A 20,450-nucleotide genomic window follows, 5' to 3' on the forward strand; every position below is an offset into this window, starting at 1 on the left:
CAAGCAAGTCAGAATAATGAGATAAACTCCTGTCGGAGTATTTTGACGATGAGCGGCCGCGTTTTAGTTGATGTTTTTATCGCCAAATAGAATTTGATGTTATTCAGGAAGCAGAGACCTATAGATTCTATTGTATAAAATAACCACACCCTCGATCATTAGAAGGTGTGGTTATTTGCAAGCCGATTTACTTGACGAATGCTGGGTCCTCGAACGGATGAGCGATCCATCCTTCTGTTTCTATAAACAAGCGGACGGCAACAATTTGACGGTCATCCATTAGGGTGAAGAAATGAGGCTTCTCCTCCGGTACAGAGATCACATCGCCGGCTGTAAGCTCTACGTCGAAATAGCCCACATCATCACTTCCTTTAATAATAAAGATTCCGTTCCCCGCAGTAATGGCACGCACTTCATCCTCGGTATGAGTGTGCACCTGTTCAAATTTTTTAAGCAATTCATCCAGATTGGGAGTCGCATCGGATAGGGCAATGATATCCCAGGTTAAATATCCGCGTCTGGAGGCGAGGTCACGAATTTCCGAATCGAAGGTGCTAAGAATCTCTGCCTTCTCTTCATCGCTCAGTATAAATTTATTACGCAGCGACTCCGGAAGCTTATTCGCATCCCAATGCTCATAGAGCACTCCCTGCTTATCGAGAAACTCCTTGACCTTCTCTTCTCCGCTTATTCGTTCATCGGTATTTCTTATTCTAATTTGCGCCATAGGGCTCCCTCCACTAAACAGTATAATAACGGGTTGTTGAGAAAGCTTGGAGTAATCGCGCGAATTACAAGCTCGTGCAAGCGTGTATAAACCCCTTATAGGCCACGAAGAAGTTACGTGGAGCACTCTCTCAACAGTCTCATACTAAAGATTATAAATCAAGGATTCGCTGATGTCGATGCTTTACCTGAAATTTTCCAAAGTTATCTGATGAAAATAGTATGAATTAATCTCTTTGCTAAATCCGAAAATTTTGGTACACTTAAAGATAAATCATTCGTACTATAGGATCACTGGAATCTGGACTGACATTGGGGAGGAAGAGATCGATTGCAAAAACCTACTATTCAAGAACAAATGGCTAAAAAAATTCTTATTCTTGACGGCGCCATGGGCACGATGATTCAACAAGAGCCGTTAACTGCAGACGATTTCGGCGGCGAAGAATTGGACGGATGCAATGAAATGCTGGTATTAACCCGCCCGGATGTCATTTCCCGCATTCATGAAGATTATTTGGCAGCGGGCGCTGATATTATAGAGACTAATACTTTCGGAGCGACGAGTGTCGTTCTGGCAGAATACGACCTTCAGGACCGCTCTGTAGAAATTAATAAAGCGGCGGCCAAGCTCGCCGTAGATGCCGTCCGTAAATTTTCCACACCCGAATGGCCACGTTATGTGGCGGGAGCGTTGGGGCCGACTACCAAAACCTTATCGGTCACGGGTGGAGTGACCTTCGATGAGCTGACGGACAGCTATTATGAGCAGGCCCGCGCTTTGATCGATGCCGAGGTCGATACGCTACTGCTGGAGACCTCCCAGGATACGCTGAATGTTAAAGCCGCGAGCATAGGAATCCGCCGGGCGTTCGAAGATCTTGGCGTCAAGCTTCCGATTATGATTTCCGGTACGATTGAGCCGATGGGAACGACGCTGGCCGGACAATCGATTGAAGCGTTCTACGTCTCGCTGGAGCATTTGGAGCCGATTTCCGTAGGATTGAACTGCGCGACAGGACCGGAGTTCATGAGAGATCATATCCGCTCCTTGTCCGATGTGGCCAAGACAGCCATCAGCTGCTATCCGAATGCGGGGCTTCCGGATGAGAACGGACACTATCATGAGTCCCCGGAATCATTGGCACGCAAAATGGCCGGCTTTGCCGAGCAAGGCTGGCTTAATATTGCCGGCGGCTGTTGTGGAACGACACCGGAGCATATTCGCGCGCTGGTGGACGCGCTTAAAGATTACGCACCGCGCGCAGCCACAGGAATGCATCCTGCCGCCGTCTCTGGAATAGAGACCGTATATATTGAAGACAGCAATCGCCCGATCATGGTCGGAGAGAGAACTAACGTGATTGGTTCGCGTAAATTCAAGCGGCTTATTTTTGAAAAGAAATATGAGGAAGCTTCGGAAATCGCCCGCCAACAGGTTAAGAACGGGGCGCATGTCATTGACATCAACCTCCAGGATACGGAATTAAATGAGCCGGAAGTGATGGCTTCCTTCATGCAGCATGTCGTGAAGAAGATTAAAGCGCCGATCATGCTCGATTCAACCGACCATAATGTCATCGAAGTCGGCTTGAAGCACTGTCAGGGCAAGGCGATTATTAACTCCATCAATCTGGAAGACGGCTTGGAGCGGTTTAATAATGTAGTTCCGCTCATTCATCGATACGGGGCGGCTGTCGTTACCGGCCTGATCGACGAGAAGGGAATGGCCGTCTGGGCTGAGGATAAATTGCGAGTAGCCAAGCGGTCGTACGATTTGCTGGTTAACGACTATCATGTCCGGCCTGAGGATATTATTTTTGACCCGAACGTGTTTCCAGTCGGTTCTGGAGATCCACAGTATATCGGCTCTGCCAAGGCAACCATCGACGGAATCCGGCTGATTAAAGAGGCGCTTCCGGAGTGTAAGACGGTTCTTGGAATAAGCAACGTCAGCTTTGGGCTGCCGCCGGCCGGACGCGAAGTATTGAACTCCGTCTATTTGTATCACTGCACGAAAGCGGGTCTCGATTACGCGATTGTGAATACCGAGAAGCTGGAACGATACGCTTCCATTTCTGAGGAAGAGCGGAGATTGGCTGAGAATTTGATCTTCGATACCAGTGATGAGACGCTGGCGGAGTTTGTCGCATTTTTCCGGGTGAAGAAGGTAGATAAGAAGGAGAAGGTTTCCAATCTGACTCTGGAAGAACGCTTAGCCTCGTATGTCGTCGAGGGGACGAAGGAAGGGCTGATTCCAGACCTGCAGGAAGCCCTCAAGAAATATGCTCCTCTGGATATTATTAACGGCCCGCTGATGGCGGGGATGGAGGAAGTAGGCCGGCTGTTTAACAATAACGAGTTGATCGTGGCTGAGGTGCTCCAGAGCGCCGAAGTGATGAAGGCGTCGGTCGCTTTTCTGGAAACGTTCATGGAAAAGAAGGAATCGGCGGTCAAAGGGAAAATATTGCTCGCCACCGTTAAAGGCGACGTTCATGATATTGGAAAAAACCTGGTGGAAATCATTCTGTCCAACAACGGCTACCAAATCATCAACCTTGGCATCAAGGTTCCGCCGGAGCAGTTAATTGAAGCGTTCCGTAAGGAGAAGCCGGATGCGATAGGATTATCGGGGCTGCTGGTCAAGTCGGCACAGCAAATGGTCATCACGGCTCAAGATCTGAAAACCGCCGGTATCGATGTCCCGATTCTTGTCGGGGGGGCCGCTTTAACGAGGAAATTTACCAAGACCAGAATTGCTCCTGAATATGATGGAATGGTCCTATATGCGAAGGATGCCATGGATGGGCTTGATATTGCCAATAAATTAAGCGATCCCGAGCAGAAGAAGCTGTTAATTGAGCAATTAAGAGAAGCTAAAGAATCCGTCGTTCAGGAAGCGGGCAAGAAGGAAAAAGAGCTCCCCGCTCCATCCAGAGCACGAAGCTCCAAAATCAATCCGGATGCCCCCGTCTACATTCCTCCGGACCTGGATAGACATATTATGAGAAATTACCCTATCAACCATCTGATTCCTTATGTGAATTTTGAGATGCTGATGGGCAAGCATCTTGGGTTGCGGGGCGGGGTAGATAAGCTCCTGCAGAATAAAGACCCCAAGGCACTTCAATTGAAAGAAGTTGTCGATGGTATTTTCGAGGAAGTCAACCGTAACGGAATATTGCAGGCTCATGGAATGTATCGGTTCTTTCCCGCTCAATCGGATGGCAACGATATTATCATCTATGACCCGAACGATCACTCCAAAGTGTTGAAAACCTTCAGCTTTCCGCGTCAGGCGGTAGAACCGCATTTATGTCTCGCAGATTTCTTGAATTCCGTAGACAGCGGAACGATGGATTATGTCGGATTCCTGGTCGTTACCGCAGGACATGGCGTCCGGGAATTATCGAGCCGTTGGAAGGACCAGGGCGATTATTTGCGCTCTCACGCTCTGCAGTCCACCGCACTAGAGGTGGCCGAGGCGTTCGCCGAGCGGATTCATCACATTATGCGAGATGTGTGGGGCTTCCCCGATTCGCCGGAAATGACGATGAAACAGCGGCTAGGGGCGAGATATCAGGGCATCCGGGTGTCGTTCGGTTACCCCGCCTGTCCCAATCTGGAGGATCAGGAACCGCTATTTGAATTGATGCAGCCGGAGGATATCGGGGTGAATTTGACCGAGGGCTGCATGATGGACCCGGAGGCCTCTGTGTCCGCGATGGTTTTTGCGCATCCGCAGGCCCAATATTTCAACGTGGACAAAGTATAGGCCGATTCTTGAACCGGGTTCCTCCTGCATCAGGAAGAGGTCTCGCTAGTCCGTAAAAAGATAGAAGCAAAGAAATTAGGCTTTGTTCAGGAAAAATTTAATAAAATAGAGTGCGGATGACTGAATCGTTCGCACTCTATTCTTTATATACATAGTATAATAATTGATTATGACGGCAGCGTTTAGCCTAGACTATATATTAGATAATGATCGTATTCTTTGTCGCAGATGGGAGGGGCCGGTATATGAGGGTCGTCTTTCTAGGAACGGGAGCAGGGATGCCGTCCAGGCGCCGTAATGTAAGCTCCGTCGCGTTAGACTTAACCGAGGAGAATGAAGGCATATGGTTGTTTGATTGCGGGGAAGGGACACAACACCAATTATTGAAATCTCCCCTAAAAACGGGTAAAATAAATAGGCTGTTTGTTACACATTTACATGGCGACCATATTTATGGAATTCCCGGATTGTTAACGAGCCGGGGATATGTCGGAGGCACCACTCCCCTTGTCGTCTATGGCCCCAAAGGCATTAAACCGTTTATTACTTCGGTTCTGGATATAAGTGATGCTCGACTTGCGTATGACTGTGAAATTATTGAAATAGAAGAAGGTATGCTTTTTTCGGAAGGCGATTACACAGTCTCTGTTAAAAAGCTGGAGCACCGAATTGATTCTTACGGCTTTCGCATTGAGGAAAAAGATCGGATCGGAAGTCTCGACGCCGATAAGCTCCGGCAACTAGGAGTCCCGCCAGGCCCTCTGTATGGACGATTAAAGCTGGGACACCCTGTTGAGCTTCCGGACGGGACGGTCCTGCACGGACGGGACTTCATTGGACCGGGCTGTCAAGGAAGGAATCTGGCTATTCTGGGCGATACCCGTTATTGTAGGGCAGCCATAGAATTGGCCGAAGGAGTCGATTTATTGGTACATGAGGCAACGTTTTCCGGAGAATTGGCTGATCTGGCCTACCAGTATTACCATGCGACTTCCAGGCAAGCGGCCCAAATAGCGAAGGAAGCGGGTGTGCGTACACTCGTCTTAACTCATATCAGCCAAAGATATCAAGATGATGCGGAACAACTGCAGACGGAAGCCAGGGAAATCTTTAGACGTACCTATTTGGCGGAGGATTTGTGGAGTATAGAAATTCCATGGTCGGCTAAAGCAGAGACGGAGGAGTAAGTAATAAGACGAGGATAATCTGCTTAATTAAGCAGGCAAGCCGGCTTTGAAGGAGCCGGCCTCCGGATTAACAACAACCGGAAGCCAGACCGGCCGGCTTGCTTGTCCCCTTGGATTCGACAGGGTCAGGATTCTTCTTGAAATTCCGCTTCGTCTTCGATTTCTTCACGTAATCCGGAAATGCTTTCCCGGCGATTTTCATTTTTTTGCTTAATTTGTTGGAGCTCCTGGGATGATATTTCGCCAGCAAACTCGTTCACGTATTCTTCCGCTTCGTTCAAGTTTTCTATTGTATTTTTCACATTGTTCTGCAGCTTTTTGAGATTGTCGGAACGGTCGTCCGGTTTGGCCATAATTATTACCTCCAAAAATATTTTTGGGGAAATCTCCCTCAAAATTAAAGTTCCTTACGAAGGTTATAATTATACGTGCATTAATTTTGTCACAATTCCATTGATTTGCTCTCCTCTAAAGAGGTTAAACTATAGATATTGTCGGTCATCAACCATAAGGAAAAATTTGGCTGTCCGAAACGGGTAAGAATAGAGAGAGTTTAAATCGACACTTGCTTTATAAAGACGAACCAGAATGTTGGAAGGGGGATTCCGAATTGAGATGGATTGAGGTGGAACCTTCGGGACCGTTATCCGGAAGTGTGAAAATTCCCGGATCAAAGAACAGTTCTTTGGCATTGCTGGCTGCTGCCTGTATGGCGGAGGAGCCCGTTACTCTGCAAGGGATTCCAAATATATTAGACATCCGCGTCATTGAAGGCATTGCCAAGGAAATCGGTATTTCTATTCAACGGACCGAAGCGGGGGAAATTGTTGTCGATTCCAGTCGACTGCAGTCCACCGATCTGAGCTTGGAGAAGACGTCCGCTTTCCGTTCCTCTTATTATTTTGTGGGAGCTTTATTGGCGCGTACCGGTAAAGTGAAGATAGGCTATCCGGGAGGGGATGATTTCGTATCCCGACCTATTGATCAGCATCATAAAGTTATGACCGCATTAGGGGCAAAAGTTCACTTGCACGAAAGCTATTATGTCGTCGAAGCGAACAAACTGACCGGCAATACGATCTTTTTTGATACGATCACATGTGGAGCGACTATCAATGCGATTCTGGCTGCTGTGCTTGCAGAAGGAACGACCATTCTGTACAACGCGGCCCGCGATCCGGAAGTGGTAGATACGGCTAACCTGCTTAACCAGATGGGAGCGGTCATTCGGGGAGCCGGGACGGACAAGATTCGGATTGAAGGGGTTAAGCGGCTGAGCGGGTGTCATTATATGGTCATTCCGGATCGCCTGGTAGCCGGGGCTTTTTTAATGGCCGCGGGGATGACTGGAGGAGTTGTTACGGTGGACGAGGTCATTCCGGAGCACCTTGCTTCATGTCTTGCCAAGTTAAAAGAAATCGGCTTGATTATCGAGACGAAGGAAAAGTCCATTACGGCCTATGGGGACGTCCGGTTAAGGCCCACCCGAATACGGACCGGAATGTATCCTTCATTTGCGACCGATTTGCAGCAGCCTCTTACTTCCTTGCTCCTGTTAGCTACGGGAAGGAGCATTGTAGCGGATCGGATCTATCCTGAGAGGTTCAATCATGTTCCTCAGCTAAGAAGAATGGGAGCTCATATTGAGCTTAAGAAAGGCAGCGCCTTTATCCAGGGGGGAGCTCCGCTTCAAGGCAATCTGGTCCATGCTTCGGATGTTAGAGCAGGCACTTCTCTCATCTTGGCCGGGCTAGCCGCAGAAGGCATTACGACCATTACCGGAATAGAGCATATCGAGCGAGGGAATGAAGATATCGTAGGATTGTTCAATGGTCTGGGAGCTCGCTTAACCCTTCATGAAGGCGTGGCTCTTCATCATTTGGACGGTGCTTCGGAAGAAAGCTTCGGAGCTCAAGCCTAGAACTTGCTTGGAGGCCTGTGATCTGGAGCAAGTACATATGGATCAGTCCAGCCAATCTTGTTGTATTCACAATAGTGCGGGTTTGGCCTGCCAGGCAATAGGTGGCTAAATAGCAGCGGGCAGCCGGCCATGAATGGGGCTGCCCGCTTTGGATTGAATTGCATACGACGTGAATCCCGATCCTGCTACCGGGTTAATCTATGGGGTGGAAAAGCGGCCTTCCATAACGAGCTCCGCTAAAGGCATGCGCGTATTAGGAGTTTCCCGGATGCGATTTCTTTCCGCTAATTGCTCTTCATCTCCACGGTAACCCAAGGCGATAACAACCTGAGGTGCGTAGTCGGCCGACACCTGCAGCTTGGCCATGGCCTCCTCCTTATTAAATCCTCCCATCGCATGGGACGATAATCCTCTGCGAGTGGCTTCCAGGGCCAAATACCCCCAAGCGGTTCCGGCATCGAAAGCGTGAGAGCCCACCGTTTTTCCTTCTTCCGTCACTTGTTTGGAAATTAGCAGCAGCAGAACAGGAGCGGCATGACACCATTCCCGGTTAAACGGGTTGATAAAAGACAGGAAGAGCTCGCGCTGCTCCGGAGTCTTCGCCACGATAAATCTCCAGGGCTGCTCATTGCTCCCGGAAGGAGCCCAGCGAGCTGCCTCCAGCACCCCATATAAATCAGAATCCTCCACTGGGCGGTTAGCAAAAGCGCGGGGAGACCAGCGGTTCAAAAAGACGGGGTCAATCTCGTAATCTGCTTCCCGTTGAGCCGCCACCTCTGGCAGCAGTTTGTCCATCATTTAGTTCGATTCCTCCTAATGTTCAGATGAAAAAGGCTATTTCTGCTCTTCATCCTAGTTTCTTTTCTATACTATATTACCTGATGGCGGTATTCATTTCATCTCTCGACTTATCTCCGGCGGGCTGCTCTGATTTTATCCATGTAATGCTTTAGTATTTCTTCTCCTCTGTAACTGTCGCTGGCCATAATCTGTTGGCGGTATTCCGGCCATCGCTCACCGGATTTATCGGTGAAGAGCATTCGCACCTGGTACTCATTTTGCTTGGCCCGCATGTTCTCGACATTCACATTGAGCGGAGGAGTCAAGGTCGTGCCGAGTCCTTCATAGATCGGGATCCCGGTGACCGTATCATAGATCCACTGGTCCCGGCTGGTCAGCCGATCATCGATGACCGTTAAGCCGAATACTTGCGGCGTCTCCGGGGTGAAGAAGCTCCAGGCTGCCCAATAACTATCCTGGTTATCCTTATTGTCCGAATTAATCAAAGTAATGGTGCTGCCATCCCTGGTGTAATGGATCCCTTCGAGACCATAATGGGTCAGCAGGAAACCTTCCTCTCCTGCAAGCCAGTCGAGGATTTCGGCCGTTTTTTTGAGCTTTTCCGGATATAGTCCTGCGGTATTGTTGGAGAACAAAAACGGATACTGAGGCGATGGAGCGATTCTTAACGGTTGTTGGCCAAAAGGGTTGAAGGGAACCCAGTCCGCTTGAGGGTCTCTGGCCCTGCTGCGGGTTTGCAGGCTGTCAGGGTTGGAATCATAAGCGAAATCTTTCGTCTCACCCAGGACGATCCCTACTTTTCCTTGCACGGCTTTATCGACATAATCCGCTCCCTTGTTCAAAAACCAGTCCGGTTCAATCAAGCCGCTCTGAATGACTTTCAGAATGTCTGTGACGACATCAGCGATCCGTAAATCCGTCTGCATATCAATTAACTGGCCGTCCTTGAAGTAAGCCGGATATAACAGCCCGTGTTTAACATACTCCGGCCAATCCGTCGATATTTCCGAACCGTTGCCGGAGGTGGTAAAGCCATACGTATCGTTCAGGCCATTGCCGTTCGGGTCATTATATGTGAACGCTTCCAATGCCTTGTAATATTCATCGTAGGCGGATGGGATTTCCAGACCGAGCCGATCCAGCCAGTCTTTGCGGATGTAATACGCGCGGTAGCTGTTTTTGTCGTAGGGGATAGGGGCGCGCATAAATTTGTTGTGAAATTGATATTCCTTCAGCTCCTTTTCGTCGATCCAATAGTTGAAGTAATTGGGCATGGTCGTCGGGGAGATGAACAGCGTCATATCCGCAAGAGCATTATCGAGCGCATACTGAGCTCCGCCATCCGGGCCGATCCCAAGCCACATATCGGGCGGATCGTTAGCAATCAGCAGGGCGGTCAGCTTATGATCATAATCGTATCCCGGCTCCATCACCGTCATCGTTAGCTTGACATGGAATCGGCTTTCTATAATCTTCCCTATGAAATCGTCCTCCGGTTTGGTCAGCGCATCGGGCGAGGAACTGCTGATAAAAAAATGCAGCGGCATGATTTCTTCTGCAGAATAAGCCTCTGGAGATAAATTCCGTTCCCCTGATAAAGCTCCTCGTTGAATCCAGGCAAAACCACTCCACGCGATACAGATCGCAGCTAGTGCAAGCCATCCCGCTTTAATTAATTTCACCCTGATTTACTCCTTTTTCCTGATTATCCTGTATATTGCTTGGTGATATCATTTTACATAACGATAGCGTTTTTTGCTAGAAGGACGGATGAATTAATCGTCGCTGCCGGCTAAGTTTTGGATAAAGTCCAGACCAAGTTCGGTGAAAAGGATAAAAATTTCGCTTATTCTCAACTATGATACCGGACTGCCAGGACGGCAAAGAAGCAAGGACTCGTTCTTTACAAGGAATGGTCCTTCAAGTAGTATTTTTAATAATATTGGAGTGGGGGGGAGAATGATGCGCAAAAACTGGTTTAATCGGCTTCTGCTGTCATACTTGCCGGTTTTTTTTGTGATTAGTTTGAGCCTCCTGCTAATTACCTACTTAACTCTAAACGAGATGTCCAAGCGGTCCGCGATACGAGCGAATGAATTGCTCTCGCAGAGCATTATGCAGCTAATAGATAATACATTGCTGGACCTCGACACTTTGATGCAGCAGCAGCTAATGCATAATGATAAGATCAAGCTGTTTTTTCAAACCGTGGCTCCCGCCGATCGGCAGCAGGCCGACTATGAGGCGGCGGCCGCTCTTAATGATCTGATGAGCAAAAATCCGATGATAGGGTCCGTCTATTTATTCAGAACGGAGGATCAGGTTGTCTTAACCCCGGCCACTCGGACAACAGTTGAAAAGTTTGGCGACAAGTATTTCATCGGCAAATATGTGAAAAGCCTGCGTCCCTTCCGCTGGCTGGACAAGCGCGAGTACCAGGAGCATGAGGAGAATCCTCCCCGCCAGGTCGTCAGTTTAATCAAATTCGGCAAAATCTCCGACGGCAGCTTAATGGTTGTCAACGTAAATACGGACAGCCTCAGCGGCATTATTCGCGGGATGTCCGAATCGAATCTCAACTTTGTAGATCTGATCGATACCCAGGGAAAAGTGTTAGCTACTAAGGAGTTCACTCAGACTTCCGACGGGCTGAAGGTGCAAGACACAGACCCAAGCAAGGGGCCGGAGCTGTCTTACGCTCGTTCCTCCTATACGGGATGGACGATTCGCAGCGGAATATACAGCGGGAATATTCTTGAATGGGTTTCTTCATTGTTTTATGTATGGATTGTCGTAGGCTTTCTGGTCATTCTCGCCGGAATTGTTTGGCTTGTATTTGTAACCCGCCGCAATTATAAGCCTATTCAGGTCATGATGAGACGGATATCGGACTATGCCGGGCCCTCTATGAAGCATTCGGAGCTAAAGGATCGTGTCGATGAATTGCAATATATCGGTATCACCCTGGACGATCTGATGGACAAGTCTCATACGCTGCAAGAGCAAAATAAAGAAAATCTGGCCTATCGTAAAAAACAGTTGTTCCTAAATATAATGGAAGGGGTCTCTTTGGATCAGAATTGGGAACAGGAGCTGAAGGAGCTCGGCTTTGACGAGCACCACGGCTGCTTCATCGTTGTCCTGACGGAAATAGATGGAATTCACTCGTTCTGCAGCCGATATAATCATCGCGACCAGCATCTGCTCAAGCACATCGTTCGTTCCGTGACGGCGGAGCTGGCCTCTACTAGGCAAACCCGGGTTTGGTCGGAGTGGGTTCACGATAACCGCCTTGGCGCGCTCTATTTCTTTGAGGAGCCGGGGATTGCAGAGGAGGAAATGATGCCGCTCGCTGAGAAGCTCCGGCATTGGGTGCAGAATCTGCTGGCCTTCACCGTAACGATCGGCGTGGGGCCCCTCGTTCTTCAGCCGGAGCAAATTTCCGCATCTTATCAAGCGTCGTTGCAGGCTCTGGAATACAAGGCCTCTTTTGGCAATAATCGTCTAATCAGTCTGGCGGATCTATCTTCCCGAGCGAAGGGAGAAGTATACAAGCATCTGCAAGAAACCCGTCAACTGAGCCAATCGTACCGATCAGGAGATGCGGATTGGGAGGATCAGTTTAACGATCTGTACCGTTCGCTTCAGTCGAGATTATATACAAGGGAGGATTTAATCAGTCTTCATAACCATCTTCTGTATACGTTGACTAAGGAAGTGGCGGCATTACCCGCTGAGCTGCAGCAACGATGGAAGGACGAAGCAGACGGGCAGTTGAAGCTTATTCTGGAGCAAGCCGAGACGATGGAGGAGCTTCATGACGGATTTTACCGGGTTCTGCTGCAGGCTTATACGGAAATGCAGGAGTATAGGGAAAGGAACAATAACCATCAACTCATCCAGAGCGTAAAGCAGTATATTAGCCATAATTACTCCAATCCCGATTTGTCTCTCATGCATTTAAGCAATGAGTTCGGGCTGGGCTCCAGCTATTTAAGCCGGCTGTTTAAAGAAGCCTTCGGCGTCAAATTTATCGATTATGTGGTGCAAGTGAGAATAGAGAAGGCTACGGAGCTGCTGCAGCAGACTGAAGAGACCATTCAGGATATTGCGGCCACTGTCGGCTACCCCCGTTCGTTAACCTTTATCCGGGCATTCAAAAAGCATATGGGAATCACTCCGGGGAACTATCGGAAAAGTTATTGGGAAGCTGCTCCATAGGAGAGGTCGTTGATAAAAAAAGCTATCGTAAAAAAACAGCTATCGGCTGTTTTTTTCGCTTTCTATCCCTGTTCTTTGAAAAAGTCTATCGGTCAAAAAAGAGATATTTACATCGTTTATCCGTGGATGATAGGGTGGAGGAGAAAGCTGAGGGCACAAAATCAATAGAGGGGAGGGAGAAAGATTTCTGTCTTATCGATCAGCCCATAAGCATTGCCCATAAACAATAGACCAGCAAACATTAACTCAACCAGCGTTAGCTTCAAGCGATGGACTGTTCTTGTTTCCATGTAAATATAGAAGAATAACAGAGGGGAATGAATGAACAATGAAATTGAAAACGATTACAATTCTGTTGCTTTGCTTCCTTGTTTCCATTACGGTTCTGGCCTGCGCGAAAAAATACGAAGGCGGGGAAAGCTCGCCAACTCCAGCTCCTTCTGCCGATGCATCTGATAATACTAAAGATAAGGATACCGCGGAAGAGGAGGTTTATCCCGAGAACGGCTTGCCGAAAAATGAAAAGGTGACCTTGAAGATGGGCTTTTTCGAAGCGGGAATGGGCCGGGAATATATCGACTATGCCTTGGATACCTTCAAGCAGAAATTCCCTAACGTCAGTTTTGAAGTGACCTACTCGCCAACGGTTCAAACGGTCGTGAATACGAAAATATCGGCTGGCAACGATGAAGACATGTTCGATATGTTCAACTCCAGCTTGCCGGGAGGCACACCGGCCATCACCGCCCTTGTAGAAAACGGCAAGCTGGTCGATCAAGAGGATTTATGGGATCACAAGCTCTATGATGGCAATGGGAAGACGGTCAGAGAGCTGATGATGGAAGGGACGTTCGAAACAGCCGGCCGTATTTTGGGAAAGACTTATGCGCTGCCTAATACCGGTACGGGGGCGGGATTATTTTATGACAAGAAGCTGTTTGAAGAGCATGGCTGGAACCAGAATCCGAAAACCTGGTCCGAGTTTATGGAGCTGCTGGAGACGATCAAGCAAGCCGGTATTATTCCGATTACGTACACCGGGGTACACGTAACCTATATCAATAATGCATTCGGGACATGGAAGCTGTTCGAGTTAGCGGAGAATAGCGGCAACCTGGAAAAATTCGAGGATGACTTCCGTAACTACAAGCTGCCGCAATACTTGGCCCCTGAGTATGTAGATCTCTGGAACCGCCTTTATGAAATGGGCAAAAAAGGATACTTCCCGGAAGGGGTGGCGGCTCTGGATCACACCCAGTCGCAAATGCAAGTTCTGCAGCATAAGGCAGCTATGGTCTCGACCGGCAGCTGGGTGGAGAATGAGATGAAGGATTCTACGCCGGAAGGGTTCGAGTGGGGCTATATGGTGGTGCCCATGGGAGAGGACCCTGCCGCTACGAAGTGGACTCGCTTAACATCCGGGAACGGCTTCTATATTTGGGAGGGCAAGCCGGAATTGAATAAGAAATGGGCCAAGGAATTCAACGTCTGGATGTTAAACCTGGACGTTCAGGAAGTACTCGGTGAGAAAGCGGGCGCCATTCCTCTGCGCAAGGACTTTGCCGATGATCCGGCACGGGCGGATAAGCTGCAAACCTTGACGAAATCGATTCTGGAGTACAACAAGAACAACAATACAAGAGGAGAAAGCGGCTACCGCAACGTAACCTTGACCGATCCCGCCTTCGCGCAAGCTTCTAAAGTCATGAATGAAGCGATTACAGCCATCACCTCGGGCAAGCAGGATCCCCAGCCGATCCTGGAAGAAGCGGAGAAGCTGTTAGAGAAAGCTATCCAGGCCCAGAAATGATAGCTCGGCAAAGGAGAGCATGGTATTGAACCAACCTGTATCGAATCCAACGGAACGGTTCCCTGTCCCTAAGAGACGGCTGAGAAGAATGCCAATGGACAAAATGCTATTTCTCCTATTGGCCATTGTTCCGGCCTTCGGAGGATACTTGTTATTTACGCTGTATCCCAATCTATTGTCCGCTTACTATTCCTTGCTGAATTGGGATGGGATCGGGGAACCGATATTTGTCGGTCTGCAAAACTTCGTGACTCTGTTTCAGGATAAATATGTGTGGCGCGCACTGGGCCATAATTTGATCTTTATCCTAACCGTTCCTTGGCTTGTTATTTTTATCTCGATCGTCTTGGCGTATCTTATTTCCAGTAAGGGATACAGAGGGATGTCCTTTTTCAAAGTGCTCTTTTTCTTCCCCAATGTGTTATCGACGGTTGTCATCGCCTTGCTGTGGATGTTCGTCTACAACGGCAGCTACGGATTATTAAACTCTCTTATTCGTGCCGTCGGAATTCCGATAAGAGACCTGTATTGGCTGGGAGAGCCCCAGACGGCGATTTGGGCGATTATCCCCCCGTGGGTGTGGGGAGGCGTCGGCACCTACCTGATCATTTTTATTAACGCGATGATTTCAATTCCCAAGTCTCTGTATGAGTCTGCGATATTGGAGGGGGCTTCCCACATGCAGCGGCTGTTCCGAATTACGGTTCCGTTAATGATGCCTATCATTCGGGTAAGCGCGTTGTTCTTGGTGCTGGGGGTGTTTCGCAGCGTGGAAAATATATTGATCCTGACCAATGGAGGACCTTCAGGATCAACAGACGTCATCGGTTTGTATATGTTTAATCTCGCATTCGGTGAAGAATATCATAACTATGGCTACGCTTCGGCTATCGGAATGTTTCTGTTCGTTATTCTCATTGGAGCGAAATTAATTATTGACAAGTACACAGCGAACAAAGGAGTCGAGTATTAATTTCAAGGTGAGAAGGTGTTGTATTCGTGAAAGAAAAACGTACATTTATAGATGTTATTTGGTGGATTGTATTAATAGTATGGTCTTTCACGATCCTATTTCCAATTATTTGGATCCTGTATCAGTCGGTGAAGACAAATCGGGAATTTTTTCAGGATGTATGGGCGCTGTCCGAAACGATTAATTGGACGAATTACAGGAATGCCTGGACGAACTATGGCATCGGTAAAGCGATGCTGAATACGCTGTATTACGTAGGGGCCAGCCTGCTTATCGGCACCTTTCTGACGACGATGAATGCTTACGCGTTAACTCGAATGGAGTTTAAAGGAAGAAAACTGATTTGGGCGGCTATTATGCTGTCCTTATTTCTGCCGGGGATCAATGCCCTTATTCCGCAGTACGTCCTGATGCGGGACCTTAATTTAACCAATAGTCTGACGGGGCTGGTCATCTTGGACAGCTTGGGAGAAAGCGTGTTTTTCTTAATGCTCCTTGGCGGATTTATGCAGTCCTTGCCCAAAGAATTGGAAGAGAGCGCATTCATGGATGGAGCCTCCATCTTTCAGACCTTCTTCCGAATTATTGTCCCTTTATCTACACCGGGCATTGTCACTATAGCTATTTTTAAATTTCTTGCGCTCTACAACAATTTTTTAGGACCCTTTATTTACTTGAGCGATGAAAAAAAATATACGATCGGGGTGGCCATGTATCAGGCCAATAAGCTCATGCAGTATAAATCGGATTGGGTAACCCTGTTTGCCGGCGTAATGATTGCGATGATCCCCTCGGTACTTATGTATATGTTCTTCCAGCGCTGGATCATGGAAGGCGCGACACTCGGAGCGGTTAAGGGATGAATTGCGAGAGTGAATATATCCTTATCGGAGATGGAGTCGCTCCACAATCTCTGAATAGCGCTCTGTGCTCTGGATAATGATGACAATTTTTAGTTATCCGATTATTATAAAAAAGAAGTATGCCCCTATTCCCGATCGGTGATGGGGGCATGTTTATTGGGGATGAAACTAACGATAGAGCAATTGGCGAAAACCGTGCGCAAGAATATATACTCGGCTATTGTCATCTGTGACTGAATAATTAAAAATTGCCACGAATCTTGCTGTATCATCACAAATCTTCCCGCATCATAGAATTAAGTAGCGGATTTATGTTAATATTTGGTTGTACAATTTTTTCAGGGTAAAAGTCGTCTCATATCCCCCGTTAACCGGATGGGGGCAAGATTATGGATCCTTCATCCCCGAGAAGGAGAACTGCAGCCAAAGGGACGATGGAATAGGGAACAGTCAGAGACAATTTGTTAAGGGGTGGGTTGAATTGGAACGTGTGAGAAACTTTGTACTGGTCGTCTTGAATTTAATTGGGGAGCTGTGGATCGGTGGGTTTAGAAGAAATCCCGATTATTACGATCGATATACTGAGATTAAGACCAAGGCCGGGTATGCTGCTTTCGTTGCCTTAGCGACGATTGTAGCGCTGGGAATTGTAACTTGGCTTTATTTGAAGCTGCACTAACAGGGAGTGCAAAAAGAAGTACATAACGAGTGAGCAGAGGTGCGGCGGGATACGAAGCGAAAGGTGCTTGCTTTTAATATTATGGCAAGTGGCTTGGAGTTAGGTAGGAAAACAAAAATAAGGTCAATTGTACACCCCAATTCTATCGTCCTAGCCATTTTTGAGATCAAGGTGTAATAATGCGCTCTATATTCCACGATTTTAAAAAAAACGAGGATTTCTCCCATTTAGTGGGTACTTTTGCACCTCAATGCCCATTTCGGGAAAATGGTTGGATTTAAGAGGTATTTTTGCACTTCAATCCTCCTCATTTGGCTAGAAGGAGATTGGGTGTCATCCATGTAATTTCTACGAGGCTGCGTTTTTTCTAGAACATCCAGGAGGACAACCATGAAATTATTTAAAGTATTATGCAGTACGGTATGGATCGCTTTACTAGTTGGCTGCTCGGCTATTGCGAATAGCGACGCTGCCCCCTCGTTCTCGAATAACGAGGCCAAGATCGAATGGGCTTTTACACAGGAAAATCAGCACCCGGAAAAATTGCTTGTAGAGGTGATAGAGTCTGCAACGGACTCTTTGGACATTGCTATCTACAGTCTGACGCATCCCGAAATTGTCCAGGCTATCAAGGAAGCACAGAAGCGGGGAGTTGCCGTTCGGGTGATTACGGATAAAATTCAATCCGGGGGAAAGTCTCAGAATGAAGCGCTAAAAATAGTCGGAAGCGCCGGCGTTCCCCTGAAAGTAAATAGTCACAGCGGCCTGATGCATCACAAAATGACGATCGTTGACAAAAAGGTGGTCACTACCGGTTCTTATAATTACTCGAAGGCGGCCAGCACAAGAAATGATGAGATCTTAATGGTGATCCGCGATGAAGAGATCGCCCAATCGTTTGCGGATGAGTTTGAAAAGATGTGGAATGATTCTTCGCGATTTGATACGGTGGAAAAACGGATTGCGATGGAGGAAGAGCCGGAAAATAACACGAATTCCAAGAAGCCCGCTAATTCCGAGACTGAGAACACTAATAAGAAAGTGGCGGCAAACCTGCCAGTCCCGGCCGCTCCATCTGAGAACTGCGAGGACCCCTTGATCAAAGGGAATAAAAATTCCATGGTGTACCATGTGCCAGGTGGACAATCCTACGAAAAGACAAACGCGAATGTCGAGATGTTCTGTACGACTGAAGAAGCGGAAGCTGCCGGTTATCGTGCAGCTAAACAATAGTAGTACAGAAAAAGTACGGAAACAATAGGATGGAAACTAAAGCAGGAAATCAACATTTCCTGGGAAAGCGCAGAATGTGACAAGATATGGACCGAAAATGGCCGCTTAATATTGCAACATATTCCAAATCTCGACGGAAACAGGCTGAATAAGAAACGAAATGACATTCCTTGCGACAAAAAAGCTTATCGTAAGGGGCAAATTTTTTAATTCTATTTCCCGAGCCAAGACATCTCTCTACGACACAAAGGCATTCAATCATAACATTATTAGTCCTTCTGAGACCGTCATATACGAATACAAACATCCCGAGCCGTTAAACAACGATTCGGGATGTTCTGGTTCAAGCAGGAGCAGAGCTTTAGTCAAAAGCAATCCTGTCTACGCCGCGCAATGGCTAGGTTTTGAGCGTTGAATAAGCACTTCTAGGATTGAACCCGAAGGGGAGAGGCTTAGGTTCCGCTCGCCTTTTGCGCCAAGCTCTGCTGCATCAGGAACTGGTTGTAATACAGATTGGCATAAATGCCTTGCTGGCCAAGCAGTTCATCGTGCGAGCCGCTCTCGGCGATCCGTCCTTGCTCAATGACCAGAATGACATCGGCATCGCGGATGGTCGATAACCGGTGTGCAATGATAAAGGCTGTTCTGCCTTCCAGCAGCGTAGTCAGCGCCTCCTGAATATGCTGCTCGGTTTCCGTATCAACGCTGGAGGTCGCTTCGTCCAATATCAATATTTTTGGATCAGCCAGCAGAACTCTGCCGAAAGCGAGGAGCTGCCGCTGTCCGACAGACAGCATAGAGCCGCGTTCCTCCACCTGGGTCTGATAGCCATTCGGGAATTTCTCCACCAGCCGGTCAATCCGCACGCTTCTTGCCGCCCTCTCGATTTCTTCCAGGGTGGCGTCTTTTTTGCCATAGCGTAAATTTTCTTCTATCGTGCCTGAGAAAATGAAGGAGTCCTGCAAAACAATGCCGATCTGACTGCGCAAAGAAGCTAAAGAGACTTCCTTAATGTCGTGGCCGTCAATAAGAACCTTGCCCGAGGTCGGATCATAGAAGCGCATCAGCATGTTGACGATTGTACTTTTGCCCGCTCCGGTGGGCCCGACTATCGCTATCCTCTGACCCGGCTTGGTGTCCAATTGGATAGTGCGGAGCACCTCTGGCTTATCGGGCGCGTAGCGGAAGGAAACCTGGTCAAAGACAACTCTTCCCCGGATCGGAGGGAGAGGCTTGGCGTTGGGCGCATCCTTGACCTCGGGCTTCGTATCGAGTATTTCGAAGATACGATCTGCGGAAGCCATAGCCGACAGCAGTTGACTGTATACTTTGGACAAGGAGCTGAGCGGCCCCCAAAATCTCCACAAGTAGTTGATAAAGGCAACGATAAATCCGACGGTTAAATCTCCATTGAGCACGCGAATAGCACCGTACCAGACGACCAGACACGTTCCGATCATACCGATCAGTTCTACCAGCGGCCAAACAAAGGATTCCAGCGATACGGCTTTCATGAAAGCTTTCCGGTTCTTGGAGTTGATCTCATGAAAGCGGCGGTTGTTCGTCTCCTGCCGGGAGAAGGCCTGAATAACACGAATGCCTTGAATGGTTTCGTTCACGTTCCCGTTAATAGCTGAGATCGTCCTCCGGGAGCGCAGCCACGAGGATTCGATCTTCGGGCGAAATCTCGATACGAGTAAATAAAGAAACGGCAATACGGTAAAAGCCATCAACGCCAGCTTCCAATCCCAGTACAGTAGGATGACGACAATCCCGACCAGGTGGGTCGTTTCCATTAACAGCGTAATTAAACCGCCGTTGATCAGTTCTCCGATGGCGTTCGTGTCATTCGTAATCCGCGACATGATTTTACCGGCCGGCCGTCCGTCAAAAAATCGGAAGGACAGCGATTGCAGATGGTTGAACAACTGCTGTCTTAACTCGAACAAAATTCGCTGGCCGGTGAAGTTAACGAGCCGGATCTGCAGAACGCCAAGCAGCCAGCCCGCCAGTCGAAGCGCCAGCAGGCCGATTCCGACCAGATGGATCACCGTCAGGTTCTTGGCGACCATCCCTTCGTCGATAGCGTAGCGGATTAAGATAGGCTCCGCGAGACTGAGCAGCATATTGATGACGACGATAATGGAGACGAAGATCATCGTTCTCTTATGCGGCTTCAAATAACCGAACATGCGGGCCAGATATTGTTTGTTAAACGGTTTATCCTGTTCTTCCTCGGAATCCCATTCGTATGAGCTCAT

14 protein-coding genes are annotated in these 20,450 nt (G+C 48.2%); 9 read left to right on the plus strand and 5 right to left on the minus strand.

The genetic code is table 11. From position 1 onward, the window contains the following. Positions 1-187 precede the first annotated feature (187 nt). The gene (locus KJS69_RS09155) at positions 188-727 is read right to left on the minus strand and encodes a 1,2-dihydroxy-3-keto-5-methylthiopentene dioxygenase (RefSeq protein ID WP_213583420.1); all 540 of its coding nucleotides are present in this window, start codon (positions 725-727) and stop codon (positions 188-190) included. Between the two features lie 330 nt (positions 728-1,057). Between KJS69_RS09155 and metH the strand changes: the two genes are divergently transcribed. Together metH and rnz are read left to right on the plus strand one after the other, a co-directional pair. After that, a complete protein-coding gene (gene metH / locus KJS69_RS09160; protein WP_213583421.1) occupies positions 1,058-4,501 on the plus strand; it encodes a methionine synthase in 3,444 nt (1,147 codons plus the stop codon). A 245-nt stretch (positions 4,502-4,746) separates the two neighbouring features. Beyond that, the gene (gene rnz / locus KJS69_RS09165; protein ID WP_213583422.1) at positions 4,747-5,688 is read left to right on the plus strand and encodes a ribonuclease Z; all 942 of its coding nucleotides are present in this window, start codon (positions 4,747-4,749) and stop codon (positions 5,686-5,688) included. A 125-nt stretch (positions 5,689-5,813) separates the two neighbouring features. Here rnz and tlp read toward each other — a convergent pair whose 3' ends face one another. Further along, positions 5,814-6,041 carry a small acid-soluble spore protein Tlp gene (gene tlp / locus KJS69_RS09170; protein WP_374706619.1) on the minus strand — a complete coding sequence of 76 codons (228 nt, stop codon included), beginning with the start codon at positions 6,039-6,041 and terminating at the stop codon, positions 5,814-5,816. A 257-nt stretch (positions 6,042-6,298) separates the two neighbouring features. On the opposite strand from tlp, the gene murA reads away from it, so the two are divergent. Further along, positions 6,299-7,609 (plus strand): UDP-N-acetylglucosamine 1-carboxyvinyltransferase, encoded by a 1,311-nt coding sequence (gene murA, locus KJS69_RS09175; RefSeq protein ID WP_213583423.1) that lies wholly within the window; start codon positions 6,299-6,301, stop codon positions 7,607-7,609. Between the two features lie 198 nt (positions 7,610-7,807). On the opposite strand, the gene KJS69_RS09180 is transcribed toward murA, so the two are convergent. Then, positions 7,808-8,407 carry a nitroreductase family protein gene (locus tag KJS69_RS09180; RefSeq protein WP_249730440.1) on the minus strand — a complete coding sequence of 200 codons (600 nt, stop codon included), beginning with the start codon at positions 8,405-8,407 and terminating at the stop codon, positions 7,808-7,810. Positions 8,408-8,517: 110 nt separating this feature from the next. Then, on the minus strand, positions 8,518-10,092 hold the full coding sequence (locus KJS69_RS09185) for a type 2 periplasmic-binding domain-containing protein (protein WP_213583424.1): 1,575 nt from the start codon (positions 10,090-10,092) through the stop codon (positions 8,518-8,520). A 277-nt stretch (positions 10,093-10,369) separates the two neighbouring features. On the opposite strand from KJS69_RS09185, the gene KJS69_RS09190 reads away from it, so the two are divergent. The 6 genes from KJS69_RS09190 to KJS69_RS09215 all read left to right on the plus strand — a co-directional run bounded on the left by KJS69_RS09190 (position 10,370) and on the right by KJS69_RS09215 (position 18,189). After that, entirely contained in the window at positions 10,370-12,631 is a 2,262-nt protein-coding gene (locus KJS69_RS09190) for a helix-turn-helix domain-containing protein (protein WP_213583425.1), read from the plus strand. A gap of 328 nt (positions 12,632-12,959) precedes the next feature. Beyond that, on the plus strand, positions 12,960-14,441 hold the full coding sequence (locus KJS69_RS09195) for an extracellular solute-binding protein (RefSeq protein WP_249730441.1): 1,482 nt from the start codon (positions 12,960-12,962) through the stop codon (positions 14,439-14,441). 25 nt (positions 14,442-14,466) lie between these two features. Beyond that, a complete protein-coding gene (locus KJS69_RS09200) occupies positions 14,467-15,414 on the plus strand; it encodes a carbohydrate ABC transporter permease (protein WP_249730442.1) in 948 nt (315 codons plus the stop codon). A gap of 26 nt (positions 15,415-15,440) precedes the next feature. After that, the gene (locus tag KJS69_RS09205; RefSeq protein WP_213583426.1) at positions 15,441-16,277 is read left to right on the plus strand and encodes a carbohydrate ABC transporter permease; all 837 of its coding nucleotides are present in this window, start codon (positions 15,441-15,443) and stop codon (positions 16,275-16,277) included. A 481-nt stretch (positions 16,278-16,758) separates the two neighbouring features. Continuing rightward, positions 16,759-16,956, plus strand: a complete 198-nt coding sequence (locus tag KJS69_RS09210) for a hypothetical protein (protein ID WP_213583427.1) — start codon at positions 16,759-16,761, stop codon at positions 16,954-16,956. Between the two features lie 390 nt (positions 16,957-17,346). Continuing rightward, positions 17,347-18,189, plus strand: a complete 843-nt coding sequence (locus KJS69_RS09215) for a phospholipase D family nuclease (protein WP_213583428.1) — start codon at positions 17,347-17,349, stop codon at positions 18,187-18,189. 452 nt (positions 18,190-18,641) lie between these two features. Here KJS69_RS09215 and KJS69_RS09220 read toward each other — a convergent pair whose 3' ends face one another. After that, positions 18,642-20,450: an ABC transporter ATP-binding protein gene (locus KJS69_RS09220; protein WP_213583429.1), complete on the minus strand. Its 1,809-nt coding sequence runs from the start codon at positions 20,448-20,450 to the stop codon at positions 18,642-18,644.

This window comes from Paenibacillus sp. J2TS4 (genome assembly GCF_018403245.1).
Lineage (GTDB): Bacteria > Bacillota > Bacilli > Paenibacillales > NBRC-103111 > Paenibacillus_L.